12 protein-coding genes, 1 tRNA gene and 1 pseudogene are annotated in these 20,128 nt (G+C 67.7%); 5 read left to right on the forward strand and 9 right to left on the reverse strand.

Features of this window, described 5'->3' with window-relative positions:
- Positions 1-59 precede the first annotated feature (59 nt).
- From AB0I81_RS39760 to AB0I81_RS39790, 7 genes are read right to left on the reverse strand one after another with little or no spacing between them, the layout of a single operon-like run.
- Positions 60-725, reverse strand: coding sequence for an NlpC/P60 family protein (locus tag AB0I81_RS39760; RefSeq protein WP_360668318.1), 666 nt, complete (start codon positions 723-725; stop codon positions 60-62).
- Entirely contained in the window at positions 722-1,555 is an 834-nt protein-coding gene (locus AB0I81_RS39765) for a replication-relaxation family protein (RefSeq protein ID WP_360668321.1), read from the reverse strand. Before AB0I81_RS39765 ends, AB0I81_RS39760 begins: the two co-directional genes overlap by 4 nt.
- Positions 1,552-3,909, reverse strand: a complete 2,358-nt coding sequence (locus AB0I81_RS39770) for a type IV secretion system DNA-binding domain-containing protein (protein ID WP_360668324.1) — start codon at positions 3,907-3,909, stop codon at positions 1,552-1,554. The genes AB0I81_RS39765 and AB0I81_RS39770 overlap by 4 nt, the downstream gene beginning before the upstream one ends.
- Complete coding sequence (locus AB0I81_RS39775) at positions 3,906-5,639, reverse strand: DUF87 domain-containing protein (protein WP_360668327.1); 1,734 nt, start codon at positions 5,637-5,639, stop codon at positions 3,906-3,908. The genes AB0I81_RS39770 and AB0I81_RS39775 overlap by 4 nt, the downstream gene beginning before the upstream one ends.
- Positions 5,636-6,562: a PrgI family protein gene (locus tag AB0I81_RS39780; RefSeq protein ID WP_360668330.1), complete on the reverse strand. Its 927-nt coding sequence runs from the start codon at positions 6,560-6,562 to the stop codon at positions 5,636-5,638. Before AB0I81_RS39780 ends, AB0I81_RS39775 begins: the two co-directional genes overlap by 4 nt.
- Entirely contained in the window at positions 6,559-8,070 is a 1,512-nt protein-coding gene (locus AB0I81_RS39785) for a conjugal transfer protein TrbL family protein (protein ID WP_360668333.1), read from the reverse strand. The genes AB0I81_RS39780 and AB0I81_RS39785 overlap by 4 nt, the downstream gene beginning before the upstream one ends.
- A gap of 6 nt (positions 8,071-8,076) precedes the next feature.
- Complete coding sequence (locus AB0I81_RS39790; RefSeq protein ID WP_360668336.1) at positions 8,077-9,312, reverse strand: hypothetical protein; 1,236 nt, start codon at positions 9,310-9,312, stop codon at positions 8,077-8,079.
- A 273-nt stretch (positions 9,313-9,585) separates the two neighbouring features.
- Here AB0I81_RS39790 and AB0I81_RS39795 point away from each other — a divergent pair, with 273 nt between their 5' ends.
- From AB0I81_RS39795 to AB0I81_RS39805, 3 genes and pseudogenes are all read left to right on the forward strand, one after another.
- Positions 9,586-10,053 carry an XF1762 family protein gene (locus AB0I81_RS39795; protein ID WP_360668339.1) on the forward strand — a complete coding sequence of 156 codons (468 nt, stop codon included), beginning with the start codon at positions 9,586-9,588 and terminating at the stop codon, positions 10,051-10,053.
- The gene (locus AB0I81_RS39800) at positions 10,050-11,048 is read left to right on the forward strand and encodes a site-specific DNA-methyltransferase (protein ID WP_360668342.1); all 999 of its coding nucleotides are present in this window, start codon (positions 10,050-10,052) and stop codon (positions 11,046-11,048) included. The genes AB0I81_RS39795 and AB0I81_RS39800 overlap by 4 nt, the downstream gene beginning before the upstream one ends.
- Positions 11,049-11,270: 222 nt before the next feature.
- Positions 11,271-12,383, forward strand: a pseudogene (locus AB0I81_RS39805) (recombinase family protein); the annotation flags it as partial.
- Positions 12,384-12,914: 531 nt separating this feature from the next.
- Here AB0I81_RS39805 and AB0I81_RS39810 read toward each other — a convergent pair.
- Positions 12,915-13,000, reverse strand: a tRNA-Leu gene (locus AB0I81_RS39810).
- 1,710 nt (positions 13,001-14,710) lie between these two features.
- Here AB0I81_RS39810 and AB0I81_RS39815 point away from each other — a divergent pair.
- On the forward strand, positions 14,711-16,798 hold the full coding sequence (locus AB0I81_RS39815) for a chaplin family protein (protein WP_360669093.1): 2,088 nt from the start codon (positions 14,711-14,713) through the stop codon (positions 16,796-16,798).
- A 251-nt stretch (positions 16,799-17,049) separates the two neighbouring features.
- Here the strand turns inward: AB0I81_RS39815 and AB0I81_RS39820 are convergent, their stop codons facing one another.
- Positions 17,050-17,235, reverse strand: coding sequence for a DUF5703 family protein (locus AB0I81_RS39820; protein ID WP_360668345.1), 186 nt, complete (start codon positions 17,233-17,235; stop codon positions 17,050-17,052).
- A 189-nt stretch (positions 17,236-17,424) separates the two neighbouring features.
- Here AB0I81_RS39820 and topA point away from each other — a divergent pair, with 189 nt between their 5' ends.
- A complete protein-coding gene (gene topA, locus AB0I81_RS39825; protein ID WP_360668348.1) occupies positions 17,425-20,115 on the forward strand; it encodes a type I DNA topoisomerase in 2,691 nt (896 codons plus the stop codon).
- The last annotated feature ends 13 nt before the right edge of the window (positions 20,116-20,128 follow it).

Raw genomic sequence — 20,128 nt, forward strand, 5'->3', positions numbered from 1 at the left:
CAGCCCTCGACCGACTCGAATCTGTTGTTCGAAGGCAGATTGAAACGGTCGCTGTGAGCCTATCGCCTGCTACTGGGCGCCGCCAGAATCCTCGCGGCGGGCCGTACAGCACCGATGAACTCCCGTTCCCGGTAGGGATCACCTGCCCAGGTAGCGATAAGTACGGTGCTGCCGGTGGAGGGGGCGTGCACCATCCGTTTGGCGTCGATGGCTATGCCGACGTGGTGGATCGTTGCCGGGCTGGCGGGGTCGTGGGCGAAGAAGACCAGATCCCCGGGACGGATCTGATCCCGTGGAATGCGAGTGCCTGCGTTCCACTGCGGGGAGGTGTGTCCGCCGATCTGGACTCCTGCTTTGGCCCACGCGTACTCGGCCAGGCCGGAGCAGTCGAACCCGTGGATGTGGGCGCCGTGACCGATGCCGTATGTGGGCCCGTTGGCGTTGCCGCCGCCCCAGGAGTATGGGATGCCGCGCATGCGCAGCGCGGCCTGTACGGCGATCAGCCCACGCTCCGCTCCGGCCAGCACCGCTATGTCGGGGAGCTGCCCGCACAACTCCGCCGAGACGGATTCGGGATGCTCGGCCCGAGGCGGTGAAGGGCTGGCGTCGTCACACATCGTGGCGGTGACGTGGGTGCCTGCGGCGAGCCCGGTGAGGAGCGCGACGCCGCCCATCAGAGCGGCGGCTGCGGCAACGATCGACGCCAGCCCGGTTTCCGTGATCAACCGTGTGCGCTCGATAGGGGCCAGTGGCCGGCGAGCTGTGCCAGGCGCAGGCGTGTGCCTCGGCGATCGTGCGGGAGCCAGATCGCCTCGTGAGGGCTGGCGCCGGTGACAGCCGTGGCGCACGGCACGGAGATCAGGCTGGCACGGAGCTGGAGGCGTTCCTGCAGGTTGATCTCGCGGCGCGGGGAGGAGGTGAGGAACAGGACAGGCGTGGTGATCCCGGTGGCCGTGGCCAGAGCGGCGTAACCGTCCAGTTTGGCCGCGACGCGGCCGATAGTTTCGGTGCCGGTGTCGTATTCGAGGAAGAAGTCCAGCGTCATGTCGTCTTCGGTCCATCGGCCGTAGGCGTCGGGGCGGACGTGCGTGCCCCATTGGGTGGCGCAGCGCCTTTCTGACCACCAGGTATGCAGATTGCATCCGCCGGTATGGCGGGCGGTGCCGTACAGGTGGGCGAAGACGTCGTTGGTGCCGACGGTGTGGGCCAGGCGCTGGCTGTGAGAGATGGACAGGACACGTTCGCGGCGGTAGCCGAATTCGGACACTTCGGTGCCCTCCTCGGTTGCCAGGATGGCAGCGCCGGACTTGCCGAGCACGTAGTGCCAGGGCGCCGAACCGGTCGGTGGCTGAGGGCGGAAGCGGTCCAGAACGCTGATGTCATGCAGCTTGACGAGGCGGTGGCGTGCGGTGGTCGAGTCATTGAAGGCGATGCGGGCGATCTGGTGACTGGTGAGGACCCTGTGGTCCCACACCAGCCGGATCAGGTTCCTGTCGCGGCTGGTGAGCTGGATGGTGAGTGACGCAATGACGTCAGGCGTGTAGTGCTGGTTCATTGATCTTCCCTTCGTGTGGCGGTCTGCTGTCGCGGGTCGTTGTGCGGCAACGCTTTCTGGCGGGGCGGGGTGCGGCCGTGAGCTTGGGCGGCGGCAAATCGGATGCGTTGGGCGACGTCGGGGTCTGGAGGGGGCAGGGGGCGGGTGCGCAGGGTGAAGGGCGGGGTTTCCCCAGACCGGACGATGAGGCGGGCGGCGGCCTGGTAGGCGCCGAGGTTGGCCAGGTCGTGACGGGTGAGGTAAGGGCTGAAGTGGTGTTCGGTGTCGCGGGCGTCCTCGGGCGAGAGACTGAAGTAGATCTTGTTGCGGGCATCTGAGCTGATGGCCTGGATGAGGTCCCGGGGGAGCTGGGCCAGGTGCTGGTGGGCCAGGACGATCGACAGGCCATAGGCGCGGGCCTCGGCGAGCATGTCGGACAGGGCGCGGGGCATGTTGAGGAAGTTCTGGGTTTCGTCGACGTACAGAGCTGAAGGGGCGCGGCTGCGGCCGAGGCGGGCTCGGTGGGAGGCGGCCTGCCAGACCTGGGCAAGCAGGAGTGAGCCGAGCAGGCGGACGGTGTCGTCACCGAGTACGCCTTTGGGTAGGCGGGCGAGAAGGATCTTGCCGTCCAGCACGTCGCTGACATCGAAGGTGGATTGGGCGGAGCCCAGGATGTCGCGGACGAACGGGCGGAGCAGGAACGCTCGCAGTTTGTTCATGATGGGCGCGGTCACGTGGGACTGGGCCTGCTCAGAGAGGCGTTCGTACCAAGTCCAGAAGCCCGCCAGAAACGGATCGTTCAGCCGGTCGGTGAGCTGGTGGCGGTAGGCGGGATCGGTCAGCAGAGCGGGGATGTCGGCGAGAGTCCCACCGCTGCGTGACAGGGTGAGAGCGCAGCCACGCAGGATGTCGTCGCTGCGTGGACCCCACGAATCGGCGTAGATCTTGTGGAAGATGCCGACCAGGTTGTCCACCAGAGTGTCTTGGTTCGGCCCGCTCAGCACGTTGAGCGCAGGTCGGGAATGTGCGTCGTCGGGGTCGATGAGCGCCATGCGCTGCCCGGCGGCTTCGGGGATGAGGCCGAGCAGGTCAGCGATCAGGTCGCCCTTGGCGTCGATGACGGCGACGCCGCGTCCGGCTTCGATGTCCGAAAGGATCATCTGGGCGAGCAAGGTGCTCTTGCCGGTGCCGTTCGGACCGAGGACGTGCAGGTGATGGCAGGAATCCCGTACGCGGAGCGCGACCGGCCGTTGGTGGCCGGCGTCCGCCGTACCAAGTACCTTGCCCTTCTGGGCGACCTGCGGAGTGGGTGCGACCGTGTTGGCTCCGGCCCGCCGCAGACCTGGGACGGCGGGATCGGTGGGCAGATGCGCGAGCGCGGCGAGCTCGGGGATCGACAACAGGAACCCGCGGCCAAGACGGCGAGAGGCCAGCACCGGTGCCGGTCGGAACAGTCGGCGCCGTTCCAGTCGGTTATGCCCCGAGTAGAGGGAGAACGCGGCGGCGACCGCATGCGCACGCCCTCGGATGGCACGGCGGTGCAACTTGGATGCGCCGCCGTCGTCTGCCTGGACGGCGTAGCGGATGGCCACCTCATAGCGGGGCTTGAGAGCTTTGTCCCGGATGGCGCGAGCCTCGGCATAGTGCTCCAGCCGCAGAGCGTGATCCGGCTCCCGATGCTGGCGGGGATTACCCGGAACGGTGAGATCGAGGATGCTACGCAGCAGCGCGACAGGAACTCCTGGGCGGGAGAGGCGGCGGCCGGTGACGGGGCGGGCCAGGATCTGTACTGCGGCGTGCTGCCACGCCGACATGCCCACTCCGGCGCCGAGCAGGGCTCGAAGGGGATCCTGGTCGTGGTCGCTCCGGATCGGCAGCCGCTCCTCGCGGGCGATCACGAACTGTCCGCCGACGGCTTGTCCGCTCAGCGGCACCGGTGGGTCCGCCTCCACCACGGTGGTACGCGCCGAAGGCCAGGCAGCCTCGATCGCGTGGTCGACCAGGTGCTGAGGGACGGTCCCCGGAACCCACATGAGGATCCGCACACCGCCGACACCGAAGTGGTATTCGAAGGTCAGGTGCGGCTGGCCGAACAGGACGCGCTTCCACGCAGGACGAAGAAGCCCGAGCAGGTTCCCCCACAGCGCCTCGGCACCGGGCAGGTCCGCAACCGGAGGGGCCAAGATCTCCAGACAGCGTGCCCCTTGAGCTGCGGCGTTGTGACGCAGACGCACGATCAGGAACCGGCTCAGACTTGCCAGGAGCACACCGCATGAGATCAAGACAGCGACCTGCCAGCCGTCCCTGTGCAGCCACCTCAGTACGAAGGCCAGCAGGACATCCGGATCGTTGAAGAGGTGATCGATAAGCGTCACAGCTCCTCCTCGTACTGGGCCAGGAACTCCTGGCCCGTGGTCACGAGCCGGTGTTCCTGCTCGCTGGCCAGCACCTGGAACGCCACCCGAGCAGCGCCGGAATCGGCGGCCAGGAGCCCGAACCCTCTGTCCGCGGACAGGAGCAACTGGCGTTCGCCGTCGGACAGGTTGAAGGCGTCTGTGACCGCGTCGATGGCCTGAGGCGCCTGCCGTAGGAGGATCTGCGTGGCGGAGTTGGCGATGATCGCCTGACCGGCCGGGGAACCGAGCAGGTCGGCGGCGTCCTGAGTGACGACCGACAGCCCTGCCCAGTGCTTACGGGCTGCCTTGGCCATCCGGAGCAGGAACTTCGCTCCTTCGAGATCTTTCATGAGCAGCCACGCCTCGTCGACCACCACCAGGCGTGGACGTCGTAGGTCCGGGTTGGACACCCGTCGCCAGACAGCGTCCAGGGTGAGCAGCGTGCCGACGGCCTTCAGCTCCTCCGGCAGATCCCGCAAGGAGAAGACGATCAGGTGAGAGTCGGGCCGGGTGGTGGTGGGCCCGTCGAAGAGCCGGCGGTGGCTGCCTGTCACGTATGGCGCGAGCCCGGCTGCCATCTCGGCGGCCCTGGGATCCACGTCTTCGGTAAGCGCGGTTACCAGATCGCGCATCAAGGGCGGAGACCGATCCCAGGTGTCTGGGTCGAAGGTGATCCCCGCCTGCTTGTACGCGGCGAGGATGGCCCGATCCAGCGCGGCCCTACTCGTTTTGTCCAGTGGTTCGCCGAGCATGACCGTGATCAGCGTGTGCAGGAACAGCACCCTTCGGGTCAGCGCGTCCCGTCCGTCGGTGGGCAGGTCGAAGGGGTTGAGCTTGACGTCCGGTGCACCGAGGTGGAGGTAGGCGCCGCCGACGGCTTCGCACAGCCGGGCGTACTCGTCCTCGGGGTCGATGACCGCGACCTCGATGCCGGTGTACAGCGAGCGCAGCGCTTCCAGCTTGGCCAGGTACGACTTGCCGGCCCCACTGCTGGCGATGATCGCCGAGTTGTGGTTGGGCTGGGCGAACCGATCCCAGGTCACCAGGGAAGCGCTGGCCGCGTTCGCCCCGTACAGCACGGCGGTTGGTCCCGTGGCGGCGGGCAGGTCGGGGCTGGTGAAGGGGAAGGCTGCGGCCAAGGCCGGAGTGTCGAACGTACGGGTGGCGTTGAGGTTGTCGACCGCCACCGGCAGCGAAGACACCCAGCCCTGCAACTGGCGGAAGGCGACCTGGCGGGCGTCCAGGAGCAGGGACGCGGCCAAGGCTCGAACCTGGGCACACGCCTCGTCCAACTCGCCCTGACTGGCCGCGTGAACGGTCAGGTAGATCGAGACGCGGAACAGTCGAGCCTGCCCGCGAGCAATCCTTGATGCGAGTTCCTGGGCGTCCTCAGCGGCCACTTCGGCACTTGGATCGAGAAGGCGCCCGTGCTGCTGGTCACTGCGCAGCCCGGATTCCAGCCGGGCCAACTGCTTGCGTAGGCGATCAGCGGCCACCAGGGAGGGAATCGGATCCATGTGGAGCGACACGTCCAGGCGGCCGGGATAGGTCAGCAGCGGCTCCAGCCACCCGGAGGCGACCTCCCGTGGATACCCGCTGATGGTCAAGGTCGCGCACAGCCCATCGCCGACTCGTAGATGGGACGGCCGGACCAGGACCGCGTCCGGCCCGAGGCCACCGCGAGCCGGCGTCGTGCGTCGGAGTTTCACGAGTGCTCTCCCTTTGTGATGACCTCGTCCGGCTCGGCAAGCTGATCGGTGGACAGCGGTGGCGCGGCTGGGTCGAAGCAGGACGCCAGCACGGCGCTGGTGGCATCGGCGCTCAGGAGCTTGACCGTGACGCCGCAGGCCGAGAGAAGCCGCGTGGCCTCCTCCACCCGCCGCACCGCCCTTGCCGCTGCCGCGTCCTGGCCACCCCCGGATGGCTCGCGAACGATCAACAGGACCTGGCGGCGCAGCAAGTCATGCCGGCCGGACAGATCGGCCAGGAACGCGGCATGCTCGTGCGCGGCGGCCGTCAACGCTGGATGAGCAAGGGCGCCGGTGCCCTCTATCAGTTGATTGATCGTCGGTGCGAGGTCCACCCGCTGGGCGCGCAGCAGGATCTGCGCCGGGCCGGACAGAGAGTTGAGCCAGCGGCCGAACGTCGCCACGAGCGCGTCCTGCTCCTCTGGCGTCCGCAGGGCGAAATTGACCGTGGACACCTCCGCCACTGCGGCGACACCATCGGGGCCGAGGTCGATCAATCCGTCACCGATCACGCCGCGAGCAGGCAGCCGCAGTGGTGCAGGCTGTCGGCGCGTGTGGGCAGGCACCCACGCCGGAGCCGCAGGAGCCTGCTCGGACGAAGAGGCGAGGGCCTTCGGCGAGACCAGGTGACGCAGAGCTGCCAGCAGATACCGATCCAGCGGTACGCCGTGACGCCGCCCGATCGCCAGCAGAAGCCCTGCCACCGCGACCGGCAGCGCTCCGGCAACGAACACGAGCAAGTCGATGTGTTCACCGGCGATCAGATAGGCGACGTACAGGAGGGCAGCCGTGCCGCCGAGAATCGCTACCTGGCGTGCGGTGCACGATCCGACGATGCGATCGTCCTGGTCCACATCGGCGGGAATCCGTACTGACCAGCTCACTTGCGCTCACCTCCTGCAGCGGGCGGGGTACGCCGCCCTGGGTTCTTGGTGTTGCCGGGGTAGACCGGCGGCAGGAACACGGCAGGAGGAACCGGTTGGTGGCCGGCCCGGGGTGGATAGGGGTGATCGCGAAGAACCGGGCCAAAGCCGGTAGGCCCGATGAAGACCGGAGGCTGTTGCCACTGCGGCCGGGGCGCAGCGCTTGTGTTCACGACCTGGACTGGCGACGCCGGGGTTCGTCGACTGCCCGAGGGACGGTTACCGGTCGGTGGGTGCGTGCCCTGACGCGGCCCTCCGCGAGGAGCCGGTCCAGTGGGCGGACGAGGGGTGCGCGAACCCGCAGGACCTGTTGGCCCCGGCCGTCCGGGCGGACGACGCGGGGGCAGGACCGTGCCCTGAACGCCGGGTACCGCCCGGGTACCGGTAGAGGCCCGGACGCCCCGGCCCAGGTGCAGAGCATTCAGTACGGGGGAGGCGAACTTGTAGGCCAGGGCGTACTTGACGATCCGCATGATCGACGAGCCGCGCCCTGCCGTCTGGGCGAAGATCGGGCGCAAGATCCAGCGTGGAATGCGCACCAAGATGATCAGCAAGCACAGGGCAAGGACCAGGTTGATGAGCTGGCCGGACGGGATGAGCCCGAGCAGCAGGCGCCCGTCCTGGTTGAAGAAGACCCGTACGGTCATCACCAGGGTCAGTGACTGTGCCACCTGGGTGATCAGCAACCCGGTGAAGGCGCGCCACCAGAACCGGGCCAGCCCGTCGGTGTAGGGCAGCGCCAGACAGGCCAGCGCCAGGGGCGCGGCCACGACCAGCAGCAGCACCATCGCGGTCCGCATCACGAAGGCGATCAGGAGAAGAATCAGCAGGATGACCGCGACCAGCGCGAGCAGGATGTAGAAGCTCTCGTCCTGGGCGGGAGGCATGATCATGGTCTGCAACGTCGTCAGCGCGCGCCGGCCGTCGAAATCCTGTCCCAGGAGCGCCTGCGACAGCGCATTGGCCAGCTCGATGATCTTGCCGCAGATTGTGAAGCTGGTGTTGGCGGCCAGGGCGGCAACCAGGAGACGGGGCAGCACCTCCTTGACCGCGTACCGGGTCTGCACCGTCTCGTGCCCCATCGCCGCTATTGCGCCGATGGTTGCCAGCAGGACGAACCCGCTGTTGGCGATCACGGTGCTTGCTTGCCACAGGTCGAAGACCCTGTCGTTGCCGGTCACATCCGGGGTGGCAAGCAGCGTTACCGAGAGGACCTTCAACATGGGTTCGATCGCCAGCGCTACCAGGTTGGAGAACCACGAGTTGATCCAGCCCGCGACCCAGTCCCCGATGCCGAACCCGCCCCCGGGAGCCTCGATCGTGACATCTCCCGGCGATGGGGACGGCGAAGGAGAAGGAGACGGTGTGGCAGCGGCGGCGGCCGTTGCGGCAAGACAACTGGCAATGGCGGCAGCGGCCAGGGGCACCAAGGTCCGGCGAGCGGAAGCGCCGATGAAGGAGCGCGGCATCGGGACTCACTCGCCCACGATTCGCTTGAGCACGCTCATGAACAGCGGTGCCAGCACGGCCAGGGCGTAGCCGAAGGCCGCCGCCTTCAGGGCACCCTTGGCCTTCTGGATCTCCCCGGGGTCACCGCCTGCGATCAGGTAGCGGAGCCCGCCGATCGTGAGCATGAGCGTTGCCAGGGTGGCCAGCAGCCCGATCAGCCAGTTCCGCAGGTTGGTGAACACCGTGTTCAGATTCGCGGGAGCGGCAGCCGCCGCGTCGGCGGCGGCGAGTGCCTTGGTTGCCACTGCGGCAATCAGCAGTGCGGCGATTGCCGCTGCGGCAATGAGAGAGGCGGCCATGCCTCGTAGGTGGTACTTCCGCTGCCGTGGCTGCCGTGCCGGTTGCCGCCGTTTGGCCCGCCCGGCTACGGACGGGTGGTTGGGAGAGATCCGCGCGGGGCCAGGGTCAGTGTCCCCGCCTCCTTTACTGTCGGTTGCTGTGTCTGCATCCGGTGTTGCCTGGCTCCGCGCGGAAGTTGTGGGCGCGTTCCCTGGAAGTGGGGAAGCGGTGGGGGGATCAGTGGCCCGCCGGCACAGTTCGTGCAGCAGAGCCATGTCTGTGGGGGACGGCTTGTGGGTTGGATCCGAAGGGCGCAGAGGTGCGGGCTCCAGCCGGGTCAGGCTGATGAGTTCGGCCTCGTGTTCGCTGAGAACGCCGTCGGCGATGGCGTCGATCAGCACCACTTCGGGGTGATACCAGGGGCGCAGTGGCGTCGGTCGCTCACCCGCCGGAGCCCTATCGACGATGTAGCGGCGAGCGCGCTCTCCCGACCAGTGCGCGGCTTCACACAGGCGCGGACGGATGCCCGTCAAGTGGGTGTCTACCCGGTGCAGCCCACGGAGGAAGCCCGCCAGGACCGCGATGTCGATGTCCACCGGATCCCCGCAGGGCAGATCACGGGTCAGTGAGAGCGCGATCCGGCGAAGCGGGGGCATCGCCATGCCTACAGCCGCGACCGTCCATGACGGTCCGGAGTGACGGGCTCGCACGACCAGCTCTCGCCAGACGGCGTCTCGTACGTCATCGGTGATCTCATTGCTGGTGAGCAGCTCGCGCAGCTGCAGCAGCACGATCGGTCCTCGGGGCAGACCGGGCGCAAGGGCGGTGCAGTCCAGGGCCAGGCTTCCCGGGCCGGTGGTCAGCAGCCGGAACGAGGTCTCCGCGGTGTCCAATGGCGATTCAGCAGGGCGACGAGCGCTCATGTCGTACTCCGGTCGAGATGAATCTCTGTGGTCTCGAAACCGGTCTACGCACCGCCTCAGAAACGGCTGAGAATCCCACTGGGAGGCTGCTCAGAAATTCGTCAGAACCTCGCGTTTCTGAGCGATCCCCACAACAGGCGAAGCGGTCATATGGGGCGTGTTGCCGAGCTTCTGAGCGGATTCTGAGCCCGCTGCTTGCCTGGTCACTGCCGCTCAGGGTCGTCGCTGCGACTTCTGGCGGCACGCATCCGGAAATGTGTCCCGACAACAACCATGGAGATTCGTAATGAGATTTACACCGACGGACTTTCCGTTTCGATCAAGCGGCGTGGCCAGTGTCTGACGGTTTCTCCGGTCGCGATCCAGACAGCACGGGCTTTCACCGCCTGGACGCACCACCACCTCGCCCCACCGTCCGAGGTTGAAATTGTCCTCGGAGCTCGAACCGGCAACGGAACCTTGGTGGGCGTTGTGTTCGTCGTCGACGGGGATGTCGATGGAACGGCCGAGCTCGCCTGCCTGTCCACCGATGGCACGCCCAACGCCAGCTCAGCCCTACTGGGCGCAGCCCGAAAGGCAGCCCACGCGGCTGGCTATCGGCATCTGATCGTCTACACCTGGCCGAACGAGCTCGGCACCAGCCTGGACGCCGCCGGCTTCCGTCCCATTGGGCAGACCTGTACATCTCATGGCGCGATCCGCGTGGTGTGGGAGGCCAGCACGGTCGGGGGTCGCCGATGACTGTTCTACGCGAGCCGTACTGGAGCGACGAGCAGGCGGCCATCTACCACGGCGACGCACGCCAGGTGCTGGCCGAGATGCCCGCAGCTTCGGTGGACTGCATCGTCACCAGCCCGCCGTACTGGGGGCTGCGGCACTATTGCGACGGTCAATACGGCCAGGAACCCACGATCTGGGCGTACATGGACACCCTACGGGACACCTTCGCGGAGGCTCGCAGGGTCTTGGCGGACGATGGCACCTGCTGGCTCAACCTGGGTGATGTCTACGCCGCCAACTCCGACGGCTGCGCCCGCGGAGCCGACTACAACCACCGCCAGCCGCTCGTACGCCCCAAGGCCCGCCAGTCGGTGCCGCCGAAGAACCTGCTCGGCATGCCTTGGCGGGTGGCCTTCGCGCTACAAGACGACGGCTGGATCCTGCGAAACGCGATCGTCTGGCACAAGCCGAACGCGATGCCGCAGTCCGTCCGGGACCGACTGTCCAACCGCTACGAGCTGATCTTCCTGCTGGTCAAAGAGCGGCACTACCGGTTCGACCTGGATCCGATCCGGGAGCCGTACACAGGAGACCGCCCGATCAGCAGGAGGAGCCGCTCGGGCGGCAACAAGCCGAACAGCATTGCCACCGCCTGGCCGCCACCCGGCAAGAACGGCGACGCGGCAGGCCCCCGCTACGGAGCGGCAATGTGCCCCACAGGAAGACGGCATGCCGCCGCCCACCCGGACGGCAAGAACCCAGGAGACGTCTGGTCGATCTCCACCCGTCCACTACGGGCGGCGCACTTCGCGGCCTTCCCGATCGACATCCCGCTCAAGGCCATTGCCGCCGGCTGCCGCCCCGGTGGCAAGGTCCTGGACCCGTTCATGGGCAGCGGCACGACCGGCATTGCCGCCCGGCAACTCGGCCGCACCTTCTCCGGCATCGAGCTCAACGTCGACTACTGCGACCTGGCTCGTACCCGCCTCACCGAGGCTGGGGGCCGGGGTGTCTGATCAGCCACAAAGGGCCTGCTCAGGGCCTCTGGAAACAAGCTCGAAGGCATACCCTGCAGGGCCCGCACGCTCGCGGACCGGTAACCGGGGTTCCGAGCAACACGAGCTGCGAGTGGAGGTCCCTGAGACGTGTCCGTCCCTGACCGCTGGAGCAGCACGCATGCTCCTGCGGATTCTTCTGAAGCGAGCTGCAGAACGTCAGCAGAAAGAGAGGAACACTGAATGACCCGATTCGCCTTCTGGGGAAGGGTGTCCACAGAGGACAACCAGGACCCCACCTCGTCGAGGAACTGGCAGCTATCCCGATCACGGGCGTTGATCGAGCCCCACGGCGGCGTCATCGTCGCGGAGTTCTTCGACATCGACAAGTCACGATCGATCCCACCGCAGCGAAGGCCGCAGGCCGGGGCACTGCTGGACGAGCTGAGTAACCCCGCACGAGGGTTCGACGCCGTCGTGGTCGGTGAACCGCAGCGAGCCTTCTACGGCAACCAGTTCGGGCTGACCTTCCCACTCTTCGAGCACTTCGACGTCCCGCTGTGGGTGCCCGAGATCGGCGGGCCCATCGATCCGGCCAATGAAGCCCACGAGCTGATCATGTCGATGTTCGGAGGGATCAGTAAGGGCGAGCGCAACCGGATCAAGCTGAGGGTGCGCTCCTCGATGGCGGCGCTGGCGCAGGTGGAGGGGCGCTATCTCGGAGGGCGCCCACCTTACGGATACCGCCTGGTCGATGTCGGCCCGCATCCCAACCCTTCCAAGGCGGCCGACGGCAAGCGCCTTCGCCGTCTTGAGCCGGACCCTCTTACCGGTCCCGTGGTGCAGCGCATCTTCGCCGAGTTCCTCGGGGGCAAGGGGCTGTTCGCCATCGCGGAGGGGCTGACCCGCGACGGCATCCTCTGCCCCTCGGCTTACGACCGGGCCAGGAACCGCCACCGCAGCGGGATCGCCTGGTCCAAGGCGGCGGTCCGGGCGATCCTGCTCAACCCTCGCTACACCGGCCGGCAGGTCTGGAACCGGCAGCGTAAGGACGAGGTGCTCATCGATGTCAACGACATCGCCCTCGGCCACATGACCAAGCTCCGCTGGAACGACTCCGACAACTGGATCTGGTCCCAGCAGGCCGCCCATGAGGCGCTGGTGGACGATGACACCTTCGCCCAGGTTCAGGCACTACTGGCGGCTCCTGGACGTGCGCAGGAAGGTCGTAAGCCGCGCCGGACTCCCCGTCCGTACATCTTCCGAGGGCTGCTCTTCTGCGGTCTCTGTGAGCGGCGCATGCAAGGCAGTTGGAACAACGACAAGGCGCACTATCGCTGCGTCTTCCCGCGTGAGTACGCGCGGGTCAACCAGCTCGACCATCCACGCTCGGTCTACGTCAGAGAGGAACTGATCGTCGAGCCTCTCGACGCTTGGCTGGCCATGACCTTCGACCCTGAGCACCTGCCGGACACCATCCGGGCGATGTCCAACGCCCAGCTCGCCGACGACCACCGCCTGGCGGAACTCGAAACCATCCGCCAAACCGTGGCCGAGTGTGAGCGCAAGCTGACCTCCTATCGCGCTCTCGTCGATGCGGGGAGCGACCCGGCTGTGGTCGCCGGGTGGATCGCCGAGACCGAGGCGAAGCGGAAGGTCGAGCAGATGCGCCTGGACAAGGTGATGAGCAAGATCCCGAAACGACTCAACGAAGAGGAGATAGCCGAGATGGTTGCCAGGGTCGGAGACCTGCGCGGGACACTCCGTAACGCGGACCCGAAGGACAAGGCCGAGGTGTACGCCGAGCTGGGTCTGCGTCTGTCCTACGAACCGGCCAGAAACGCAGTGATCGCCCAAGCTGAGCTTGGGCGATCATGTACGAAAATGTGTCCGAGGGGGGACTTGAACCCCCATGCCCATCACTGGGCACTAGCACCTCAAGCTAGCGCGTCTGCCTATTCCGCCACCCGGACTTGGTGCCTGCACGCGAGACCGTCATCCCGCGTCGGCTCAGTAAGGTTAGCAAACTCTGAGGGGTGCGTCATACCAAGAATCCGCACGCCGTCAGAGTCCTCCCTCATCACCGACTCATGGGCCCGTCTGGAGCTCCGGATGGGGTCTTCTTGGAGTGGAGGGCTGGGGGTTGGGGTGGTTGTGGTGGGTTTGGGGGATGGGGGCTTGATGAATTTCTGGTTCCTGGGCGAAAGGGCCTTGCGACAACCTTGGGTGGCGCTACAGTTACGGACTGTTGAGGGGTGAGTCCACGGACCGGCCTCACGACGTGAGGCCGGTTCTGGAGCTCGGGAGGGCATGTGACGCGCGAGGCGGTGCGACAGATGAGGGTTGTGGCCCGTGCTGCGTGCCGCCCGCGCGTGACTGTCCCGGCGCAGGACGTGACCACCGATCAGGGTGACCGGATGGCGCGGTTCGCGGCCGGTGCCCGTCGGAGCGTCGTGCGGGCAGTCGCGATTGGCGCCCTGGTGGCCGCCGGGTGGCTGCTTGCTGTTGTGTTCGGCATGCTCACCGCCGCTCCGGCGGCCGCGGACGCCACCGCGGTGACTGGAGCGGAGCTGACAGGGGCCGCGCATCAGTCCCTCACCGGTTCCGACCGTGCCTCGGCTCCGGATGGTGCCGATACTCCCGACCGTGCCTCGGCGTCGGACAACGCCGAGGCCATGGCCGGACGTACGGTCAACGGTCTCAACAGCCAGCGGGACCCTGGTCTTCCACCGCCTTCCGACGCCGGCAAGATTCTCGACACCGGCAGTCTGGTGCCAAATGGCGGCGGCAGTGGTCCCTCCGGGTCCGGGGAGGTCGCGAGGTCTGTGTTTGACCCGCGGCCCCAGGCTGGACGCGTCCCCCTGGCGCGTCTGCTTCCCCCTATCGTCCGCACAGCGGCGGACGACCCCTCTTTCTCACCTGACTGATCCCCGCCCCCGGGCGTCGGCCGGAGCTGATCGAGTACGGAGTCAGCCGGCGGCGCATTCCAAGCGGTAGATGCGGCGGAGCGTGGCATGTAGTCCCTCCGTCCGCGGCCGAACACCTCAGTTCGGTTGGTTCGCGAAACCCGAGGTTATTCCGCTGTACGCGTGAGGTTGTGCGTGTGCGCGTGGGGTTGTGCGAGAGCACGTGAGGTTGCGTGAAGAGCGCGCGAAGCTCGGCGTCGCAAGGCGGAGGACTCAGCGTCGGTAGGCGTGGAGTTCGACGTCACATGGCAGAGAGCTCAGAAGCGTCGCAAGGCGTGGAGCTCGACGTCTCAAGGCGGAGGGCTCGGTGTCGGTAGGCGTGGAGTTCGACGTCTCAAGACGGAGAGCTAAGAAGCGTCGCGAGGCGCGGAGTTCGACGTCGCAAGGCGCGGAGTTCGACGTGCAGGTGCGTGAAGCGTAGGTGGGGATACGCGCGTAGGTGGGGATACGTGAAGCTCGGCGCGAAAGCGTACGGCTTCGCTCGCACCTGAGCACGTTGAGCCGCGTGAAAACACGTGAAGACGCGTGGATTCACGTAAGTGCGCGACGACACGCGACAGCACAGACCTCTCACACCACACCGCATGACACACCCTCACGCGGCCTCGGGTGGCCCGCGGACCGTTCAGGTAATCCCCCCAAGAACCACAAGGAGCATTCATCATGCGAACGTGGGTTAAAGCATCGAGCCCGGCGGCTCTGCTCGCCGTGGCCGTAATGTCCTTCGGCGGCGGTACCGCGCTGGCCGACACCTCCGGCGACGGGTCAGTCGCCGGCGGCAACCAGGCCGACCTGCCGATCTCCGTGCCGATCGACATCAGCGGCAACTCCGTCGGCGTGGTCGGCAAGTCGGAGGCCACCTCTCAGGGCGGCGCCGAGGTCGTGAACGAGGGCCGTGGGGGCATCCCCAACCGCACCTCGGGCAACGGATCCGTCGGCGGCGGCAACCAGGTGAACGCGCCGGTCAGCGTGCCGATCAACGCCTGTGGCAACGCGGTCTCCCTGATCGGCAAGTCCGACGCGGGCTGCAAGGGCGGGGCCACCGTCCGCACGCAGGGCAGGGGCGGCGCCGGCGGTAACCAGACCTCGGGCAACGGCAGCGTGCTCGGCGGCAACCAGGTCACCGCGCCGATCAGCGCGCCGTTGAACGCCTGCGGCAACGCGGTGGCCATCTTCGGCGACTCGACGGCGGGCTGCACCGGCGGCGCCAACGTCTTCAACACCGGCCGGGGTCCGGGCGGCAACCGTACCTCTGGTAACGGCAGTGTGCTCGGCGGGAACCAGGTCATCGCGCCGATCAGCGCGCCGATCAACATCTGTGGCAACTCGGTGGCCGTGGTCGGACGGGCGTTCGCCGGCTGCAGGGGCGGTTCGACCGTGACCAACAACGGCGGCCCCGGCAACCGTTACCGGACCGCGCAGCACCAGGCCGCGGGTTCGAGCGGCAACGACACCGACGGGCGCTTCGGGGCCGGCAGCGGGAACCAGGTCATCGCGCCGGTCAGCCTGCCGGTCGACGTCTGCGGCAACGCCGTGGGGAACGCCGCCGCCGGCTGCAAGGGCGGCGCGACCGTCTCCAACAGCGGCGCGGGCGGCAACCGTACCTCGGGTGCCGGTGGTGTGCTGAGCGGCAACCAGGCGGTCGCGCCCGTGAGCGCGCCGATCGACGTCTGCGGGAACGCAGCGGCCGTGCTGGGCCACGCCTTCGCCGGCTGCAAGGGCGGCGCCACCGTGAAGAACCCGGGCAGGTACTCCGGCGGCAACCGTACCTCGGGAGCCGGTGGGGTGGGGTCGGGCAACCAGGCGATCGCGCCCGTGAGCGTTCCGGTCAACGTCTGCGGCAACGCCGCGGCCGTGCTCGGCGCGTCCCAGGCCCGCTGCACGGGCGGCACGGGCGTCTGGCCGCAGAACGGGCCCGGTGGGGGCAACAACCGCACCTCCGGCGCCGGTGGCGTGGGGTCGGGCAACCAGGCCGTCGCGCCGATCTCCGTGCCGGCCAACGTCTGCGGGAACGCCGCGGCCGTCCTGGGTGACGCCGCCGCAGGGTGCCTCGGCGGCTCGCACGTCGGCAGGCCGGGGTACGAGCGTCCCGACGGGTTCGAGCGTTTCGCCCGATCCAACAGCAAGTACGCGGCGGCCAAGGGCGGGCTGCTGCCCATCACGCCCAACCTGCCCGTCCTCGGCGACGCCCAGGCGGTCGGTGGCCAGGTCGGCCAGGTCGGCAGCCAGGTCGGCGGGGTCGCCAAGCAGGTTCAGGGCCTCGGCAACCCGAGCGAGCTCACCGGGCAGATCCCGGGTGCGAGCGGCGTCAGCAAGGGGCTGGATGGCCTCGGCGAGGTCGCCAAGCCGGCCGAAGGTGTGGCCAACGTCACCGACCTCACGAAGCAGGTCCCCGCGGTCGGCGACCTCTCCGGCGGCCTCGGCCTGCCGAAGCTGCCCGAACTGCCCGGTCTGCCCGGCCAGGCCCAGACCCCCCAGGCTCCCAGCCACCAGGCTCCGGGCTCGCCGAAGCGCATGCCCGCGTCCGCTCCGGTAGACGGCAAGACCCGCAACGCGCCCTCCGGCCCGGTCTCCGCGCTGGACCCGGCCACCAAGCTGGTCAACTCCACCCCGGCGGGCGGCGTGGTCAACTCGACCACCCGCACCCTGCCGGTCGGCAGCGTCGGCCTGATGAGCGCCGAGCAGCCCGCCGGCGTGACCGGCATGAACGCGAACTCCGTGCTCGCGCTGCTGCTCGGCTCGCTGCTGGCGGCCTCGGCGACGCTGTTCGCGGGTGCCCGCCGATTCCGGTTCGGCCGCGACTAGGGAACTCGCCGGTTCCGGTTCGGCCGGAACGAGGGGACCCGCTGGTTCCGGTTCGACCGCGACCAGGGAACCCGCCGGTTCCGGTTCGACCGCAACGAGGGAACCCGCTGGTTCCGGTTCGGCCGGAACCAGGGAAATCAGGTAGTACGTAACACAGAAGGGCTGCTGCTCACTGCCTGTGAGTAGTCGCCGGTAGAACGCTTTGCCCGTTCCGGGGGCGCGGCCCGGGGCGGGCAAAGCCATGTCCGCGTTCAGAGCGTGCTGCGTACTCGCATGACTTTACGGCGCAGGCGTACGTGACGGCTGCCGTCGGAGTACACCCGCACGCGGGCCAGCTCCCACCGTCCGTACTCTGCGTGTTCGGTGAGCAGTTGACGTGCTGCTTCGCGGGTGAGGTCGCGCGGAATGAAGATATCCATGTAGGAGTAGTCGAGCACAACGATTAGTCTCCAGGGTGAGTCAGGGCGCCATGCCGCTCGCTGGGCCTTATTCTGCGTGCTTGTGGGTGGACCCGGAAGCTAGTGGGTAGCCCGGGGGAAGGAAATTTCCGCGAGTCGGGTTACCTTTCAGATCTGTGCCGACTCCCGGTAGGGGGATTGCAAGCGAACAGTGAGGTAGGAAGCAGCGTGCCAGCCAACAACGGCAGCACCGGTGGAACACGCCTGGTGATCGTCGAGTCGCCCGCCAAGGCGAAGACGATCAAGGAATACCTCGGTGCCGGCTATATGGTCGAGTCCAGCATCGGTCACATCCGTGACCTGCCGGAGAAGGCCGACGACATCCCCGAGAAGTTCAAGGGGGCGCCGTGGGCCCGCCTCGGTGTGAATGTTGAGCACGAGTTCGAACCACTGTACGTCGTCAACCCTGACAAAAGGTCGCAGGTCAGCAAGCTGCGGCAACTGTTGAAGGACGCTGACGAGCTCTACCTGGCCACTGACGAGGACCGCGAGGGCGAGGCCATCGCCTGGCACCTGCGCGAGGTGCTGCAGCCCAAGGTCCCCGTGCACCGCATGGTCTTCCATGAGATCACTCCGCAGGCGATCAGGGACGCCGTGGCCAACCCGCGTGATCTGAACCTCCGGCTCGTGGACGCCCAGGAGACCAGGCGCATCCTCGACCGCCTCTACGGCTACGAGGTCAGCCCCGTCCTGTGGAAGAAGGTCAAGCCGAGGTTGTCGGCGGGCCGGGTGCAGTCGGTGGCGACGCGGCTGGTGGTGGAGCGCGAACGCGAGCGCATGGCGTTCACCCCTGCCCACTACTGGGACCTGCAGGCGCTGTTCGACTCCAACAAGCCCGAGGAGCGTCCGCGCGACTTCACCGCCACGCTGAACACGGTCGGCGGCAAGCGGGTCGCGCAGGGGCGCGACTTCGCCAGCACCGGGCAGCTCAAGACGGCCAACGTGCTGCACCTGACCGAGGCCGCGGCGGGGGAACTGGCCGGCAGGTTGCGGGAGACGTCGTTCGCGGTCAAGTCCGTCGAGCGCAAGCCGTACACGCGTAAGCCGTACGCGCCGTTCCGGACGACCACATTGCAGCAGGAGGCCAGCCGGAAGCTGGGCTTCTCCGCGAAGTACACGATGCAGGTCGCGCAGCGGCTCTACGAGCAGGGCTTCATCACCTACATGCGAACCGACAGCATCACGCTGTCGGACACCGCGATCGCGGCCGCGCGTTCACAGGCGATCAAGTTGTACGGCGCCGCGTACGTGCCCGACAAGCCCCGCGTCTACTCCAGCAAGGTCAAGAGCGCGCAGGAGGCCCACGAGGCGATCCGGCCCTCGGGCGAGGAGTTCCGCACGCCGGGCGAGACCGGGCTGAATGGCGACATGTTCCGCCTGTACGAGCTGATCTGGCAGCGCACCGTGTCCTCCCAGATGAAGGACGCGGTCGGCGAGTCGATCACCGTGAAGGTGGCCGGCAGGTCGTCGGCCGGGGAGGACGTCGAGTTCAGCGCGTCCGGCCGGACGATCAAGTTCTACGGGTTCCTGAAGGCGTACGTCGAAGGGGCCGACGACCCCTCGACCGACCGCGACGACTCCGAGAAGCGCCTGCCCAACCTGCAGGAGGGCGACGCGCTCACCGTGTCGCGGCTCGACGTGGCCGCTCACTCGACCAAGCCGCCCGCGCGTTACACCGAGGCGTCGCTGGTCAAGGAGCTGGAGGATCGGGAGATCGGGCGTCCTTCGACGTACGCCTCGATCATCGGGACCATCCTCGACCGCGGGTACGTGTTCAAGAAGGGCACCGCGCTGGTGCCGTCGTTCCTCGCGTTCGCCGTGGTCAACCTGCTGGAGCAACATTTCGGGAACCTGGTCGACTACGACTTCACGGCCGAGATGGAGAAGGTGCTCGACGACATCGCCAACGACCGGGCGGAGCGGGTGCCGGAGCTGCAGCGCTTCTACTACGGCGCCGACGGCGACGAGGGCCTGAAGGAGATGGTCACCGACCTGGGCGACATCGACGCCAAGGAGATCAGCTCGTTCCCGGTCAGGGGGTCGGACATCGTCCTGCGGGTCGGGCGTTATGGGCCTTACCTGGACAGGGAGGGCACCCGGGTCAACGTGCCCGAGGACATGACGCCCGACGAGCTGACGGCGGAGAAGGCCGAGGAGCTGTTCTCGCGGCCCACGGGCGATCGGGAGCTCGGGAACGATCCGGCGACCGGGCACATGATCGTGGCCAAGGACGGGCGGTTCGGGCCTTATGTGACCGAGGTCCTGCCGGAGCCGGCCGCCGACGAGGACGCTCCCAAACGGCGTACGAAGAAGGCCGATGCGCCGAAGCCGCGTACGAGCTCGCTGTTCAAGACGATGTCGCTGGACACGATCACGCTGGAGGACGCGCTCAAGCTGCTGACGATCCCGCGGGTCGTGGGACAGCTGGACGGCGAGGAGGTCGCGGCGCACAACGGGAAGTTCGGTCCGTACCTGAAGAAGGGCACCGACTCGCGTTCGCTGGCCTCCGAGGACGACCTGCTGACGGTCACGATCGAGCAGGCGAAGGAGCTGTTCGCGCAGCCCAAGCAGCGCGGGCGGGGGCGGGCCGCGGCGGCGCCGCCGCTGCGGGAGCTGGGCGACGACCCCAACTCCAAGAAGCCCGTGGTGGTCAAGGAGGGGCGTTTCGGCCCGTACGTGACCGACGGCGAGACGAACGCGTCCCTGCGCAAGGGCGACACGGTCGAGGACATCACGATCGAGCGGGCCGCCGAACTGCTGGCCGAGCGGCGTGAGCGGGCGCCGGCGCCCAAGAAGGGCACCACCAAGAAGGCTCCCGCGAAGAAGGCCCCGGCCAAGAAGCCCGCGGCCAAGTCCTAGCGGAGTCCGTGTT

It is taken from the genome of Nonomuraea sp. NPDC050404, from assembly GCF_040655495.1.
In the GTDB taxonomy this organism is placed as follows: domain Bacteria; phylum Actinomycetota; class Actinomycetes; order Streptosporangiales; family Streptosporangiaceae; genus Nonomuraea.

Bases quoted from the DNA above. Each gene is read 5' to 3' on its own strand.
- AB0I81_RS39765 (WP_360668321.1), bottom strand. From the start codon at position 1,555: ATGAACCAGCACTACACGCCTGACGTCATTGCGTCACTCACCATCCAG.
- AB0I81_RS39785 (WP_360668333.1), bottom strand. From the start codon at position 8,070: ATGCCGCGCTCCTTCATCGGCGCTTCCGCTCGCCGGACCTTGGTGCCC.
- AB0I81_RS39790 (WP_360668336.1), bottom strand. From the start codon at position 9,312: ATGAGCGCTCGTCGCCCTGCTGAATCGCCATTGGACACCGCGGAGACC.
- AB0I81_RS39795 (WP_360668339.1), top strand. From the start codon at position 9,586: ATGGAGATTCGTAATGAGATTTACACCGACGGACTTTCCGTTTCGATC.
- AB0I81_RS39800 (WP_360668342.1), top strand. From the start codon at position 10,050: ATGACTGTTCTACGCGAGCCGTACTGGAGCGACGAGCAGGCGGCCATC.
- AB0I81_RS39815 (WP_360669093.1), top strand. From the start codon at position 14,711: ATGTCCTTCGGCGGCGGTACCGCGCTGGCCGACACCTCCGGCGACGGG.